A 15,288-nucleotide genomic window follows, 5' to 3' on the forward strand; every position below is an offset into this window, starting at 1 on the left:
AGACCAAATGTGACAAAATCGGGGTGGGAACAATTAACATTGTAACCTCCAATCAATCACCGATTCCAGCCCTCAGCAACAATCAATGCAACATTTTGCGTATTTGTTGCACGATTGCATGTACACATAGCCCTTCGGCTGACGCCCTGCGTGTCTCGACAGACACAACAGTTTATTTTATGCAACTACGAGGATGAGCCAAAAGAGAGGAGTGGTTACAGCCACTTCCCCTGCCAGTTCATCCCTTGTGAGGCGTTTTTTGATTTCGCTGCGATGACCGCTACTTTGTCAGTAGCCAGTACGAAAACGTATGATGCCGCCACCATCCGTTTCACGGCGCACGATACCGTCTCGCCATAATTTGTGGAGGTGGGCGAGCGCTTCGCCCAGCGCAAAGCTGAGCATGTGGGCATCCAGCGGGCGGCGGAACATCAGGGGAACGATGTCCGCGGCCGTGCAGGGCGAGGCGCACGCGGCCACCACTTCCTCCAGCCGCGCGGTGTGGTGGTCGCGCAACTGCGCGATGCGCATGTGCACGCCGCGGAATGGTTTGCCGTGCGCCGGCAGCACCAGCACATCGTCCGGCAGGCCGGCGAAGCGCTCCAGCGAATCCAGGTACTGCTGCAGGGGATTGCCTTCCGGCTCGATGGCAAACACCGACACATTGGTGGAAATCCGGGGCAGCACCATGTCGCCGGCGATCAGCACGTTCAGCGCGGCGCAATACAGCGAAGCGTGTTCGGGCGAATGGCCGAAACCGGTGATCACGCGCCACGCATGGCCACCGATGTCCACTTCGTGGCCATGCTCCAGGCGGTAGTATGAATGGGGCACGGACGGCACCAGCGATGGATAGTAATTCTTGCGGCTCTGCATTTTCTCCAGCATGTCCGGATCGGCCAGGCCGTGGCGCCGGAAGTGCTCCACGGCGCCGGTGCCGTCGACGCCGGGCAGCGCGGCCGCCATCATCCGCGCGAAGCCGTACTCGCCGGCCGTCATCGCCAGCGGCGCGTTCCAGCGGGTGCACAGCCAGTCGGCCAGCCCCACATGGTCGGGATGGCAATGCGTGACGAGCACGCGGGCCAGCGGCTTGCCGCCGAAATGGCGCGCCATCACCGCTTCCCACCCGGCGCGGCTGTCCTCCGTGGCGGCGCCGCAATCGACCACGGTATAGGTGTCGGCCGCGTCATCGAGCAGCCACAGGTTGATGTGGTCCAGCGCGAACGGCAGCGGCAGCCGCAGCCAGCGGATGCCCGGAGCGATGGCGAGGGCGTCGCCGGGCGCCGGCACGCTGTCGCCGAACGGGTAATGGAGCTGGGCTTCGAGGGGGTTCATCGATTCTCCAAAGGCGCGGTGCGCTACAATGTCCGGTACGCATTGACGTAACGTAAACGGAAGTCACTGATTGTAAGCCATGTCCACCTATACCATTACCGAGCTGGCGCGCGAGTTCGACATCACGCCCCGGGCCATCCGCTTCTATGAAGACCAGGGCATCCTTGCGCCGTCGCGCGAAGGCGCCGGCGGCCGCAACCGCGTGTACACGCCGCGCGACCGCACGCGGCTCAAGCTCACGCTGCGGGGCAAGCGCCTCGGGCTGTCCCTGTCCGAGATCAAGAGCCTGGTCGACATGTACGAAACGCCGAAGGATACCGCGGCGCAGATGCACCGTTTCCTCACCGTGCTGGCGCAGCACCGCGAAACGCTGGAACAGCAGCGCGAGGATATCGAGATGTCGCTGGCCGAGATCGCTTCACACGAGGAAGAATGCCGGCGCTTGCTGGCGGCGCAGGAAAACGGCGAACCGCTGGGAGCGAACGGCTGAGCTCGCAGGGCCACAAGGCCCTTGCCTGCGCGTCGCTTTACGTTTACGTTAACGTAACTTAGCGTAACAGGCGCATATTCGACGCAAATCCGAGCACGGTTGCGCTGTTTCGCCATTTCAAACTACAGAAGACGAGGAAGACATGCTGCATCTCCCAGGCCTGACCTTTGACCATGGCGAGGATATCGCCGCGCTGCGCGAAGCCGTGCAGCAATTCGCCGCGGCGGAAATCGCCCCGCGCGCCGCGGAAATCGACCGCACCGACCAGTTCCCGATGGACCTGTGGCGCAAGATGGGCGAGCTGGGCTTGCTCGGCATTACCGTTGGCGAGGAATACGGCGGCGCCGGCATGGGCTACCTGGCCCATATCGTGGCCATGGAAGAGATTTCCCGCGCTTCCGCCTCCGTGGGGCTGTCGTATGGCGCCCACTCGAACCTGTGCGTCAACCAGATCAAGCGCAACGGCAATGAAGCGCAAAAGCGCAAGTACCTGCCCAAACTGATCTCGGGCGAGCATATCGGCGCGCTGGCGATGTCCGAGCCGAACGCGGGTTCCGACGTGGTCAGCATGAAGCTGCGCGCCGACCGCAAGGGCGACCATTACGTGCTGAATGGCACCAAGATGTGGATCACCAACGGCCCGGATGCGGACACGCTGGTCGTCTACGCGAAGACCGACCTGGCGGCGGGGCCGCGCGGCATGACCGCGTTCCTGATCGAAAAGGGCTTCAAGGGCTTCTCGATCGCGCAAAAGCTCGACAAGCTGGGCATGCGTGGCTCGCATACGGGGGAACTGGTGTTCGAGGACTGCGAAGTGCCGGCCGAGAACGTGCTCGGTGGCGAAGGCAAGGGCGTCAACGTGCTGATGTCCGGCCTGGATTTCGAGCGCACCGTGCTGTCCGGCGGGCCGCTGGGCATCATGCAGGCCTGCATGGATGCCGTGGTGCCCTACGTGCACGACCGCAAGCAGTTCGGCCAGGCGATCGGCGAGTTCCAGCTGATGCAGGGGAAACTGGCGGACATGTATTCCACCATGATGGCCTGCAAGGCCTATGTGTATGCCGTGGGCCAGGCCTGCGACCGCGCGGTGTCGCCGGAACAGGTGCGCGCGCTGCGCAAGGATGCCGCCGGCGCGATCCTGTACAGCGCCGAGAAGGCCACGTGGATGGCCGGCGAGGCGATCCAGGCCCTGGGCGGCAATGGCTACATCAACGAATACCCGGTGGGACGGTTGTGGCGCGACGCGAAGCTCTACGAAATCGGCGCGGGCACCAGCGAAATCCGCCGGATGCTGATCGGCCGCGAACTGTTCGCGGAAACCATGTAGTGTGCAGCAGGTTGACGGCCAAACCGGGCGGTCAACGAGCTGCACCGCAGTGAACAAGCAATCAATGAGCTGTCACCGAGCAGTAAAACCGCGCGCGCGACGACGATGACCCAGCCCGCCTTCCCGAAACTGCTGTCCTCGCAGATCGCGTTCGACATCGCGCGCGCGATCCTCGATGGCTTCGACAAGCACTACCGCCTGTTCCGCCAGGCCAGCCAGGATGCGCGCGGCTATTTCGAGCGCGGCGAGTGGGCGGTGGCGCAGCAGGCGGCGCGCGAGCGGATCGGCTACTACGATCGCCGCGTGGAAGAGTGCGTGCGGCTGCTGGAAGACGACTATGTGCCCGAGGACCTGACCGACCAGGTCTGGCGCGAATCGAGGCTGCACTACATCGGCCTCCTCACGCGCCACAAGCGCCCGGAGCTGGCGGAAACATTCTTCAATTCGGTGTGCTGCACGATCCTGCACCGGCGCTACTTCAACAACGAATTCATCTTCGTGCGCCCGGTGGTCTCCACCGAGTACATCGAGACCGATGAAGCGGCGCCCACCTACCGCGTCTATTATCCGCAGGCCGATGGCCTGCGCCGCACGCTGAGCCGCATCGTCACCAATTTCCAGTTCGGCACGCCGTTCGCCGACCTGGCGCGCGACATCGCCCGGGTGGAAAGCCGGCTGGCCCCGTTCTTCGCCGAGATGGCGCCGAACGCGCAGTTCCAGATCCTGTCCAGCCCGTTCTTCCGCAACAAGGGCGCCTACCTGGTCGGCAAGGCCGTCAACGGCGAGCGCGAACTGCCGTTCGTGCTGCCGGTTTTGCACGCCGATACCGTCCCGGGTGGCCAGCCCGGCCGGCTGCTGCTCGACACCGTGCTGGCGGACCGCGAACAGGTCGAGATCCTGTTCTCGTTTACGCGCGCCTACTTCATGGTGGACATGGAAGTGCCATCCGCGTACGTGCAATTCCTGCGCACACTGCTGCCGCGCAAGCCGCGCAGCGAGATCTATACGGTGCTGGGCCTGCAAAAGCAGGGCAAGACGGCGTTCTACCGCGACTTCCTGCAGCACCTGAAGCACTCGTCGGACCTGTTCGAGACGGCGCCCGGCATCCGCGGCCTCGTGATGCTGGTGTTCGCGCTGCCCTCGTTCCCGTATGTCTTCAAGGTCATCAAGGATTTCTACCCGCCGCCGAAGGACACCACGCGCGCCCAGGTGAAGGAAAAATACCTGCTGGTCAAGCACCACGACCGGGTGGGCCGCATGGCGGACACGCTCGAGTATTCCAACGTGGCGTTTCCCCGCGCTCGCTTCGCCGAGGCGCTGATGGCCGAGCTGAAGCACCATGCGCCATCGCAGGTCGAGGAAGAAGGCGACCAGCTGATCATCCGGCACCTGTACATCGAACGCCGGATGACGCCGCTGAACCTCTGGCTGTCGCAGGCCGAAGGCAGCGGCAACCAGGCGGCGCTGGAACACGGCATCGTCGAATACGGCAATGCCATCCGCGACCTGGTGGCGGCCAATATCTTCCCCGGCGACATGCTCTACAAGAACTTCGGCCTGACGCACCACGGCCGCGTGGTGTTCTACGACTACGACGAAATCGAATACATCACCGACTGCAACTTCCGCGCGATCCCGGCCGCGCGCAACGAGGAAGATGAAATGGCGTCCGAACCGTGGTATCCGGTCGCCAGGCACGACGTTTTCCCCGAACAGTTCGGCCAGTTCCTGCTGGGTAACCCGAACATCCGCCGCTGTTTCCTGCGGCACCATGCCGAGCTGCTGACACCCGGCTGGTGGCAGCAACGCAAGGAACGCATCCTCGACGGCATCGTCGACGATGTGTTCCCCTATCCGCAATCCATCCGATTCTGCCATTCCCCGGCACCGGCAACGGTGCCACCCTCACTGGAGACCATGAAATGAATGACCCGATCGTTATCGCCGGCGCGGCGCGCACCCCGATGGGCGCCTTCCAGGGCGATTTTTCCAGCCTGTCCGCCAACGACCTGGGCGCCGTGGCGATCCGCGCCGCCGTGGAACGGGCCGGCATCGCGCCCGAACTCGTCGAGCACGTGTATTTCGGCAATTGCCTGATGGCGGGCCAGGGCCAGGCACCGGCACGCCAGGCGCTGCTGAAAGCCGGGCTGCCGACGTCCACCGGCGCAGTCACGCTGTCGAAGATGTGCGGTTCGGCGATGCAGGCGGCGATCTTCGCGCACGACCAGCTGGTGGCCGGCAGCGCGGACGTCGTCATCGCCGGCGGCATGGAGTCGATGACGAACGCTCCCTACCTGGTGCCGAAGGGACGCGGCGGCTACCGCATCGGCCACGCCATGCTGTTCGACCACATGATGCTGGACGGCCTGGAAGATGCGTACAGCAAGGATGAAAAAACCGGCGGCGGCCGCTCGATGGGCACCTTCGCCGAGGAATGCGCGACGAAATTCGGCTTTACGCGCGAGCAGCAGGATGCCTATGCCATCGAATCCGTGAAGCGCGCCCAGGCCGCGGCGGCAGGCGGCAAGTTCGCCTGGGAAATCGCACCGGTCACGGTGTCCGGCCGCGGCGGCGACACCGTCATCGACAAGGATGAAGGCCCGGCCAAGGCCAAACTGGAAAAGATCCCGTCGCTGAAACCGGCCTTCAAGAAGGATGGCACGATCACGGCCGCGTCGTCGTCGTCGATCAACGATGGCGCCGCCGCGCTGGTGCTGATGCGCGAATCCACCGCGAAAAAGCTCGGCGCGCCGATCCTGGCGAAACTGGTCGGCCATGCCACCAATGCGCTGGCGCCGAACGAATTCACCACGGCACCGGTGGGCGCCATCCGGAAGCTGCTGGACAAGAATGGCTGGAAAGTGTCGGACGTGGACCTGTTCGAGATCAACGAAGCCTTCGCGGCGGTGCCGATGGCGGCCATGCACGAGCTGGACATCCCCCATGCGAAAGTCAACGTGCACGGCGGCGCCTGCGCGCTGGGCCACCCGATCGGCGCTTCCGGCGCGCGCATCATCGTCACCCTGCTGGGCGCGCTGAAGGAGCGCGGCGGCAAGCGCGGCGTGGCGGCCCTGTGCATCGGTGGCGGCGAAGCCACGGCTGTCGGCGTGGAGCTCGTGTAATGGCGGTGGCGTTGATCATCGGCGCGTCGCGCGGCATCGGCCACGAACTGGCGCGCCAGTACCTGCGGGATGGCTGGCGCGTGATCGCCACCGCCCGCAAGGCAACCGATTGCGCGGAACTGGCCGCGCTCGGTGCGGAAACGCATGTGCTGGATGTCAACAACGTCGAGGCGGTGGCGGGCCTGGGCTGGAAACTCGATGGCGAACACGTCGATGTGGCGATCCTGAACGCCGGCGTGTACGGCCCGCGGCACGACGGTTTCCCGGTCCAGGCCGATTTCGACCAGGTGATGCACACGAATGTGCTGGCGGCGATGCGGCTACTGCCCGTCATCGCCCCGCTGGTGGCCGCCGCCGGCGGCAAGCTGGCCGTGATGTCGTCGCGCATGGGTTCGCTCAGCGAGCGAAACAGCCCGGCCGGCTCCTTGTACCGGGCCAGCAAGGCGGCGCTGAACTCGGTGCTGGTCGATACCGCGCTGGCGTTCGGCGCGCAGGGCGCCACATGCGTGGCCTTGCACCCCGGCTGGGTGCGCACCGACATGGGCGGCGCCGGCGCCGACCTGGACCCGGCGGACAGCGCCAGCGGCATCCGTGCCACGCTGGCCGCCCTGCCCGCTTCACCGCGGCCGGTGTTCGTCGCCTACGACGGGCAGCCGATCGGGTGGTAGCAGCGCCGCTGAAGAACAGGCTGAACAAGAGCACGCTGAACAATAAAGAAGACGAGGAGACCCATGGTACTGAGCGAAGAACACCGGATGATCCGCGACGCGCTGCGCGACTACGCCCGCGAGCGCCTGGCGCCGCAGGCGGCGCGGTGGGACAAGGAACATCACTTCCCGCAGGCGGAACTGAAGGAGCTGGCGGCGCTGGGCGCGTTCGGCGTGGCGGTGCCGGAAGAGCTCGGCGGTGCCGGCCTCGACTACGTGTCGCTGGCGCTGGTGCTGGAAGAAATCGCGGCCGGCGATGGCGGCACATCGACCATCATTTCCGTCAATAACTGCCCGGTCTGCAGCATCGCGATGATGTACGCGAACGCGGCCCAGAAGGAGCAATGGCTGCGCCCGCTCGCGAGCGGCGCGATGCTGGGCGCCTTCTGCCTGACCGAACCCCACACGGGCAGCGATGCGGCCGCGCTGCGCACCACGGCCACGCGCGCCGGCGACGAATACGTGATCAACGGCGTCAAGCAGTTCATCACCTCCGGCAAATACGCCGACGTGGCGATCGTGCTGGCGGTGACCGACAAGGCCGCGGGCAAGAAAGGCATCAGCGCATTCTGGGTTCCCACTTCCGCGCCCGGCTATATCGTTGCCGGCCTGGAGCAGAAGATGGGCCAGCATTCGTCCGACACGGCGCAGATCGTGTTCGACAATTGCCGCATTCCGGCCGACAACCTGATCGGCGAGGAAGGCATGGGCTACAAGATCGCCCTGTCCGGCCTGGAAGGCGGGCGCATCGGCATCGCCTCGCAGGCGGTCGGCATGGCGCGCGCCGCCTTCGAAGCCGCGCTCGCCTATGCGAAAGAGCGTGAGACATTTGGGCAACCAATCTTCCAGCACCAGTCGGTACAATTCAAATTGTCCGAGATGGCAACGCAGATCGAGGCGGCGCGCCAGCTGATCCTGTACGCGGCGTCGATGAAGGATGCCGGACTGCCCTGCCTGAAGGAAGCGGCGATGGCCAAGCTGTTCGCGTCCGAAATGGCCGAGCGGGTCTGTTCCGATGCGATCCAGGTGCATGGCGGTTATGGCTACGTGTCGGATTTCCCCGTGGAGCGGATCTACCGGGACGTGCGCGTCTGCCAGATCTACGAAGGCACTTCCGACATCCAGAAACTGCTGATTGCGCGGTCCCTGTGATGTTGCAAAACCGCGGAGTTTGCAGAGTTTTGCATTCACGATGGGCCGGATGATCTTTTTTTGCCATTGCTCTTATACAATAGACAAATAGGAGATTTGCTATGTATCGAGTGATGCTGGTGGAAGACGACGCCCGCCTGGCCGACCTGGTCACGGAATATCTTGCGGGCTACGAGTTCAAGGTGGACGTGGTAAGCCGCGGCGACGAAGCGCTGGGCCGCTTCAAGGCCAGCCCGCCCGATATCGTGGTGCTGGACCTGATGCTGCCCGGCCTGGACGGCATGCTGGTGTGCCGCCAGCTGCGCGACATCACCAAGGTGCCGATCCTGATCATGACCGCCCGCGAGGATTCCTACGACGAGGTATCGCTGCTGGAACAGGGGGCGGACGACTTCATCAACAAGCCGGTGCAGCCGCGCGTGCTGCTGGCCCGCCTGCGCGCCCTGCTGCGCCGCGCCCAGGGCAAGGGCGCGACCGACCAGCTGACGTTCGGCGCGCTGTCGATCGCCACCAGCGACCGCACGGTGACCTGGCGCGGTGAACCCTGCGTGCTGAGCAATACGGAATACAAGCTGCTGCTGGTACTGGCCGAATCCGCCGGCACCGTGCTGTCGCGCGATGCGCTGCTGAAGAAAATGCGCGGCATCGAATTCGACGGCCTCGACCGCAGCATCGACAACAGCATCTCGAAACTGCGGCGCAAGTTCGACGACGCCGATTCCGAGAAAATCAAGACCGTGTGGGGCGAGGGCTACCTGTTCTCCCCTTCGGCCTGGGCGCAGTAAGACCGCACTTGACAGCCGACAACCCTCCGCCCGGCCTGACTGGAAACAGCCGGGCCGGCCTGCTTCGCGCGCATCGGCCGGAGCATGTGCCGCCGCGCACACCACTGGCATTCCTGGTGACCTCGTTCGCCGACTGCCGCCCCGCGGCCGGCGAATGAACCGTCTCCGGCGCAACTGTACCGGATTGGGTACAGTCGCTGTCCAGTTACGCATCGCCAAGCATGGCATGCAATTAGCTTCAAGATAAGACTCAGCGCTATTGCCACCAGCGAGTCCTATCTTGAAGAGTTCGAAAGACGGCCGGCCTGCCCGGCAAGTTTCCCGTCCGCTGTCGCGTTCACTGTTGCGTTCAACATTCCGCATGCCGCTCGCCGCCGGCGCGGTCCTGCTGGCTCCCGCTGCCTTCTCAGGCACGCCGGACTTCCCCCTCGGTCCGCTGCCCATCGTGGAAATCGTCGGCATCGCACCGCAATCGGCCGCCGCCATCGAGCGCGACCGCCTGCCCTACGCGGTGCAGCGCGCCACCGACCGGGATGTCACGCAGGCGCGCGCCGATACGCTGGCCGACTACCTGTCGCGCCATGCGGCCGGCATCCATGTCAACGACATTTCCGGCAGCCCGTTCCAGACCGACGTCACCTTCCGTGGCTACCGGGCGTCGCCGGTGCTGGGCTCGGGCCAGGGCCTGTCCGTGTACCTCGATGGCGTGCGCGTCAACGAGCCGTTCGGCGACGTGATCAACTGGGACATGGTGCCGGAGGCGGCGCTGGGCGCGGTCCTGCTGGTGCCCGGCTCGAACCCCCTGTATGGCCTGAATACGCTGGGCGGCGCGCTGGCGCTGACCACCAAGTCGGGCCGCAGCCATCCCGGCCTGATGGTGGAAGCCACGCTGGGCAGCGGCGCGCGGCGCCGGCTCGACATCTCCTATGGCACCGCATCCGCCGGATGGCACACGCTGCTGGCGGCAACGGCCTTCGACGAAGACGGCTGGCGCGACCACTCGGCGGGCCGGCTCGGCAATGTGTTCCTGAAAGTGGGCCGCACCGCTGGCGGGTCGGACTGGAGCGTTTCGCTGCTGGGCGGGCGCAGCAGGCTGCTCGGCAACGGGCTGCTGCCGGGAGGCACGGCGGACGCGCCCGGCCTGTACGACCTGGACCGCCGCGCCGTCTACACCCACCCCGACCGCACGCGCAACCGGCTCGGCCAGCTGGCCTTCCACCTGCAACAGCAGCTGGGCAGCGACGCCGCGCTGACGGCGTCCGCCTACGTCCGCCACAGCCGGCGCGACACCGTCAATGGCGATGTGAACGACGACGCCGGCGAAGAGGCCAACGAGGATGCCGATGCCGGCGACTGCGCCGCGGAGCCGGACGATCCGGGCTGCGACGAAGACATCCATCCACCAGCCCATCCGGCGGTACTGAACACCACGGCTTCACGGCAGCGTGGCGAAGGCGCCAGTGTCCAGCTGGCCGTCACGCGCGGCGCTCACCAGCTGAGCGCGGGCCTGTCGTTCGACCGCAACCGCGTCCGCTTCGCCCAATTCGAGCAGGAAGGCTTCTTCAGCGCCACGCGCGAGGTGCTGGCCGATCCGGAAGAGGAACGTGAACCCTCATCGTCGGTCACCGGCCGGGCCCGCATGGCGGGACTCTACGCGAGCGATACCTGGCGGCTGGCGCCCGGCACCTATGCCACGCTGTCGGCGCGGTTCAACCACGCCCGGGTGGCGAATACGCTGACGAACGACGATGGCGTGCAGCCGCGCGAGGAATTCACTTACCGCAAGCTCAACCCGTCGCTCGGCATCGCCCGGCAGGTGAATGCCGCGCTGACGCTGTTTGCCAACGTGGCGCAAAGCAACCGCGTGCCGACCGTGATCGAGCTCGGTTGTGCCGATCCGGAGCAGCCTTGCCGCCTGCCGGTAGGGTTGCAGGCCGATCCCTACCTGAGCCAGGTGGTGTCGCGCACCGTGGAAGCCGGCGCGCGCTGGCGCACGGCATGGGCGGACGCGGCACTGTCGCTGTACCGCACCGTGAACCGCGACGACATCCTGTTCCACAGTGCCGGCACCAGCCAGCAGGGTTATTTCGCCAATTTCCCGCGCACGCGCCACGCGGGTGTCGATGCCGGCGGCACGGCGCGGCTGGGCGACGTCACGCTGCGGGCCAGCTACAGTTACCTGGCCGCCGTGTATGCCGCCGATGGCGTGCTGTTTACCGGCGCCCGCAACGTGCGCGCAACCTCGGGAACGCGGCTGGCGGGCCTGCCGCGGCATACGCTGAAGCTGGGCGCCGACTGGGCTCCCGCGCCCGGCTGGACCCTGGGCGTGGACGTGCTGGCGGCATCGAACCTGCTCACGCAGGGCAACGAGGACGGCCTGACGGAGGATGCGGAAGACGACGAGCTGCCGCAACGGGCCGACTGGCGCATCCGCGGCCACGCCCTGCTGCACCTGCGAGCCGGCTGGCAGCCAGCGCCCGGCTGGGAAGTGTTTGTGCGTGTCAACAATGTGTTCGACCGCCGCTTTGAAACCTACGGCACCGTGGCGGAAGATGTCTTCCCGGGCGGCCGGCCGCTGGCGCCCGGCGCCGATGCGGCACCCACACGCTTTGTCGCGCCCGGTGCGCCGCGCACGGTGCTGGCCGGCCTGCGCTACCGTTTCTGACACGACCCGGAAACGGAACAGCGGCGGCGCCAGGTGATCCGATCCTGCACAACCGCCCCGCGCGATGCCGCCTTCAGGGCACGCTCCCCACGCGTTCGCCCGCGTTTTCCCGCATTTGCCCGCATTTGCCCGGCCAGGATCATTGGCACGCAATTTGCCATTACCCCATTGCGGCCGCCGTGCGCCGCGCGATGGCACCGGAACGGTCCGGCGCCCCAGGAGAGACAGACGATGAAGACAAAAGCTGCCATTGCGTGGCAGGCGGGCGCCCCGCTGACGATCGAGACCGTGGACCTGGCGCCGCCGCAGGCCGGCGAAGTGCTGGTGGAAATCAAGGCCACCGGCATCTGCCATACCGACTACTACACGCTGTCGGGCGCCGATCCCGAAGGCCTGTTCCCGGCAATCCTGGGCCATGAAGGCGCTGGCGTCGTGCTGGAGACGGGGCCGGGCGTGACGTCGGTGCGGGCCGGCGACCACGTGATCCCGCTGTACACGCCGGAGTGCCGGCAATGCAAGTTCTGCCTGTCCCGCAAGACCAACCTGTGCCAGTCGATCCGGGCGACGCAGGGGCGCGGCCTGATGCCGGACGGCACCAGCCGCTTCACCCTCGACGGCAAGCCCATCCTGCACTACATGGGCACGTCGACCTTCTCGAACTACATCGTGGTGCCCGAGATCGCGCTGGCGAAGATCCGCGCGGATGCGCCGTTCGACAAGGCGTGCTACATCGGCTGCGGCGTGACCACGGGCGTCGGCGCCGTCGTGTTCTCGGCCAAGGTGGAAGCGGGCACCAACGTGGCCGTGTTCGGGCTGGGCGGGATCGGGCTGAACGTCATCCAGGGCGCGAAGATGGTCGGCGCCGACCGGATCATCGGCATCGACATCAATCCGGGCCGGGTCGACATCGCGCGCCGCTTCGGCATGACAGACTTCATCAATCCGCGCGACGTGGAGAACGTCGTCGACCACATCGTGCAGCTGACCGGCGGCGGCGCCGATTACTCGTTCGAGTGCGTCGGCAATACGGCGCTGATGCGGCAGGCGCTCGAGTGCACGCACAAGGGCTGGGGCCAGTCGTTCATCATCGGCGTGGCGGCCGCCGGCGAGGAAATCGCCACGCGGCCGTTCCAGCTCGTCACCGGGCGCCAATGGAAAGGCTCCGCCTTCGGCGGCGCGCGCGGCCGCACCGACGTGCCCAAGATCGTCGACTGGTACATGGACGGCAAGCTCAATATCGACGACCTGATCACCCACACCCTGCCGCTCGAGCGCATCAACGAAGGCTTCGACCTGATGAAACGGGGCGAATCGATCCGTTCCGTCGTCCTGTACTGACCCAACACATATCACGAACAAATCACCACAAGGAGACAGCATGGCCATCCACATCCATCCCGCCATCGACGCGGGCATCGCCCCGGAAACGCCGGGCTTCCAGGGCGGCACGCTGACGTGCCGCTGCGCCACCGATCCCGTCACCGTGCGCATCGGCAGCCAGGTGGCGCACAACCACGCCTGCGGCTGCACCAAGTGCTGGAAGCCGGACGGCGCGCTGTTTTCGCAGATCGCCGTGGTCGGCCGCGACCACGTCGAAGTCACCGCCAACGGCCACAAGCTGCAAGTGGTGGACCCGGCCGCCACCATCCACCGCCATGCCTGCACGGGCTGTGGCGTGCACCTGTACGGGCGCATCGACAACGCGCAGCACCCGTTCTACGGCCTGGACTTCGTGCACACGGAACTGTCGCGCGAACCCGGTTGGGCGCCGCCCACGTTCGCCGCGTTTGTCTCGTCGGTCATCGAGTCGGGCGCCGACCCGGAACAGATGGGGGCGATCCGCGCGCGCCTGAACGAGCTCGGGCTGCCGCCCTACGATTGCCTGTCGCCGCCGCTGATGGATGCGCTGGCCACCAGTGCCGCGAAACGGGCGGGCACGCTGCACCGGGCCGGCTGAGGGGGCGCGCATGAAGCCGATCCTTGCCGCGGCGCTGCTGCTCCCCGTGCTTGCGGGAGGGGCGCCTGTCGTGCCCGCGAACGATTTCCCCACCGTGGCACGGGTCGAGTACGTGCTCGAGTGCATGAACAACCATGGCGGCAAGCAGGAAACCCTGTACCAGTGCGCCTGCGTGATCGACCGGGTCGGCGCGCAACTGGCGTACGACGACTATGTGACGATGTCCGCCGCGCTGCGCTACCAGACGCTGGAAGGGCCGCGTGGCGCCGAGTTCCGCGACCCGCCAGGCGTCAAGACGATGGCCGCGAAGTACAAGGCGATCCAGGCCGAGGCGGCAAAGGCCTGCATGCTGCGCTAGCGCGTTAATTTGACAGGAAGCCGATGTGAGCAAACTATCATTTCCCGATTGTGTACGTTATGTACGCTGCGCGGTGCATGGCATGGTGCTGGCCATGTGCATGGCCGCGCCGGCGGCCCTGGCCGACCCCACGCCCTACCAGGTGGTGGACGGCAACAAGGTCGATGCACGCACCATGAGCGGCTGGCGCACCTGGCGCGCGCTGGCCTGCGAGCGGTGCCACGGCGCGCAGCAGGAAGGCGCCGTCGGCCCCGCGCTGACGGCGAGCATGAAGACGCTGTCGAAGCAAGACTTCAAGAACACGGTGCTGCAGGGCCGGATCGACAAGGGCATGCCCAACTTCGACGGCAGCCAGCAGGTTGTCGACAATATCGACAACCTGTACGCCTACCTGAAGGGACGCTCGGATGGCGCCATCGCGCCCGGCAAGCTGCAAGAGGCCGGCAAGGTGCAGGAGGCCGGCAAATGACGCCCCGGATCGCGGCGCTGCTCGGCGCTGCCGTGCTGTGCGTGGCAGTGCCGGTGCCAGCGGCATCGCAACCTGCCGGGCAGGCCGTGCCGAAGGTGGAGACCAAGGTGGAGGCCAATGAGCGCCCCGTGCTGCGGGTCTGCCAGGACCCGAACAACCTGCCCTTCTCGCGGCGCGACCTGGCCGGCTTCGAGAACCGCATCGCCGCGCTGTTCGCCCAGGAACTGGGCTGGGACATCGCCTACACGTGGTTCCCGCAACGCATGGGCTTCATCCGCAACACGCTGCGCGCGAAGGAGCCGGGCACGGACCGTTTCAAGTGCGACCTGGTCACCGGCGTGGCGACCGGGTTCGACCTGGGCGCCGTGACGCGGCCCTATTACCGTTCCACCTATGCGATGGCCTATGTGGGCGGCAACGGGCTCGATGGCGTGCGCACGCTGGACGACCTGCTCGCGCTGCCGCCGGAGCGGCGCGCGCGGCTCAAGCTGGGTGTATTCGGCGGCTCGCCGGTGGCGGACTGGCTGCTGGCGCACGGCATGATGGGGCAGGTCGTGTCGTACCAGCCGCAATCGGGCGATGCCGAGCAATATCCCGGCCAGATCGTCGAGAACGACCTGGCCGCGGGCAAGGTCGACATCGCCTTCGTCTGGGGGCCGATCGCCGGCTATTTCGCCGGACGGGCACCGCAGCACCGCATCGTCGCCGTGCCGCTCGCATCGCCAAAGGGAAGCCGCTTCGACTTCGAGATCGCGATGGCGGTCCGCTTCGGCGACAAGGAACTGAAACAGCGTATCGACGGCCTGATCGACAGCAACCGGGAACGCATCGGCGCCATCCTCGCCGAATACGGCGTGCCGCTGCTCGATGAACAGGGGCGACTGATCGAAACGGACCTGGCGCGCTGAAGGTGGCGCCGGC

General features: G+C 66.3%; 14 protein-coding genes. 13 read left to right on the forward strand and 1 reads right to left on the reverse strand.

All coding sequences use genetic code 11. The features are described 5' to 3' along the window. Nucleotides 1-288: 288 nt before the first annotated feature. Complete coding sequence (locus OU994_RS00885) at nt 289-1,335, reverse strand: MBL fold metallo-hydrolase (protein ID WP_281609242.1); 1,047 nt, start codon at nt 1,333-1,335, stop codon at nt 289-291. Between the two features lie 79 nt (nt 1,336-1,414). Here OU994_RS00885 and OU994_RS00890 point away from each other — a divergent pair, with 79 nt between their 5' ends. The 13 genes from OU994_RS00890 (at nt 1,415) to OU994_RS00950 (ending at nt 15,275) form a co-directional block, all read left to right on the forward strand. Continuing rightward, entirely contained in the window at nt 1,415-1,825 is a 411-nt protein-coding gene (locus OU994_RS00890) for a MerR family DNA-binding transcriptional regulator (protein ID WP_281609243.1), read from the forward strand. Nucleotides 1,826-1,967: 142 nt separating this feature from the next. After that, nucleotides 1,968-3,152 carry an isovaleryl-CoA dehydrogenase gene (locus OU994_RS00895; RefSeq protein ID WP_281609244.1) on the forward strand — a complete coding sequence of 395 codons (1,185 nt, stop codon included), beginning with the start codon at nt 1,968-1,970 and terminating at the stop codon, nt 3,150-3,152. A gap of 105 nt (nt 3,153-3,257) precedes the next feature. Beyond that, complete coding sequence (gene aceK, locus OU994_RS00900; RefSeq protein ID WP_281609245.1) at nt 3,258-5,078, forward strand: bifunctional isocitrate dehydrogenase kinase/phosphatase; 1,821 nt, start codon at nt 3,258-3,260, stop codon at nt 5,076-5,078. Continuing rightward, nucleotides 5,075-6,274, forward strand: a complete 1,200-nt coding sequence (locus OU994_RS00905) for an acetyl-CoA C-acyltransferase (RefSeq protein ID WP_281609246.1) — start codon at nt 5,075-5,077, stop codon at nt 6,272-6,274. Before aceK ends, OU994_RS00905 begins: the two co-directional genes overlap by 4 nt. Then, a complete protein-coding gene (locus tag OU994_RS00910; RefSeq protein ID WP_281609247.1) occupies nt 6,274-6,942 on the forward strand; it encodes an SDR family oxidoreductase in 669 nt (222 codons plus the stop codon). Before OU994_RS00905 ends, OU994_RS00910 begins: the two co-directional genes overlap by 1 nt. Nucleotides 6,943-7,005: 63 nt before the next feature. Next, nucleotides 7,006-8,133, forward strand: coding sequence for an acyl-CoA dehydrogenase family protein (locus tag OU994_RS00915; RefSeq protein WP_281609248.1), 1,128 nt, complete (start codon nt 7,006-7,008; stop codon nt 8,131-8,133). 101 nt (nt 8,134-8,234) lie between these two features. Continuing rightward, on the forward strand, nt 8,235-8,918 hold the full coding sequence (locus OU994_RS00920) for a response regulator (protein WP_131148594.1): 684 nt from the start codon (nt 8,235-8,237) through the stop codon (nt 8,916-8,918). A 361-nt stretch (nt 8,919-9,279) separates the two neighbouring features. Beyond that, a complete protein-coding gene (locus OU994_RS00925; protein ID WP_281609249.1) occupies nt 9,280-11,583 on the forward strand; it encodes a TonB-dependent receptor in 2,304 nt (767 codons plus the stop codon). Between the two features lie 231 nt (nt 11,584-11,814). Next, complete coding sequence (locus OU994_RS00930; RefSeq protein WP_281609250.1) at nt 11,815-12,921, forward strand: S-(hydroxymethyl)glutathione dehydrogenase/class III alcohol dehydrogenase; 1,107 nt, start codon at nt 11,815-11,817, stop codon at nt 12,919-12,921. A gap of 40 nt (nt 12,922-12,961) precedes the next feature. Further along, the gene (gene gfa, locus OU994_RS00935) at nt 12,962-13,540 is read left to right on the forward strand and encodes an S-(hydroxymethyl)glutathione synthase (RefSeq protein ID WP_281609251.1); all 579 of its coding nucleotides are present in this window, start codon (nt 12,962-12,964) and stop codon (nt 13,538-13,540) included. Nucleotides 13,541-13,550: 10 nt separating this feature from the next. Then, nucleotides 13,551-13,898, forward strand: a complete 348-nt coding sequence (locus tag OU994_RS00940) for a hypothetical protein (RefSeq protein WP_281609252.1) — start codon at nt 13,551-13,553, stop codon at nt 13,896-13,898. A gap of 82 nt (nt 13,899-13,980) precedes the next feature. Then, complete coding sequence (locus OU994_RS00945) at nt 13,981-14,367, forward strand: c-type cytochrome (RefSeq protein ID WP_281611555.1); 387 nt, start codon at nt 13,981-13,983, stop codon at nt 14,365-14,367. After that, complete coding sequence (locus OU994_RS00950; protein ID WP_281609253.1) at nt 14,364-15,275, forward strand: quinoprotein dehydrogenase-associated putative ABC transporter substrate-binding protein; 912 nt, start codon at nt 14,364-14,366, stop codon at nt 15,273-15,275. The genes OU994_RS00945 and OU994_RS00950 overlap by 4 nt, the downstream gene beginning before the upstream one ends. Nucleotides 15,276-15,288: the final 13 nt, after the last annotated feature.

It is taken from the genome of Pseudoduganella sp. SL102 (assembly GCF_027856995.1).
GTDB lineage: Bacteria > Pseudomonadota > Gammaproteobacteria > Burkholderiales > Burkholderiaceae_D > Rugamonas > Rugamonas albidiflava.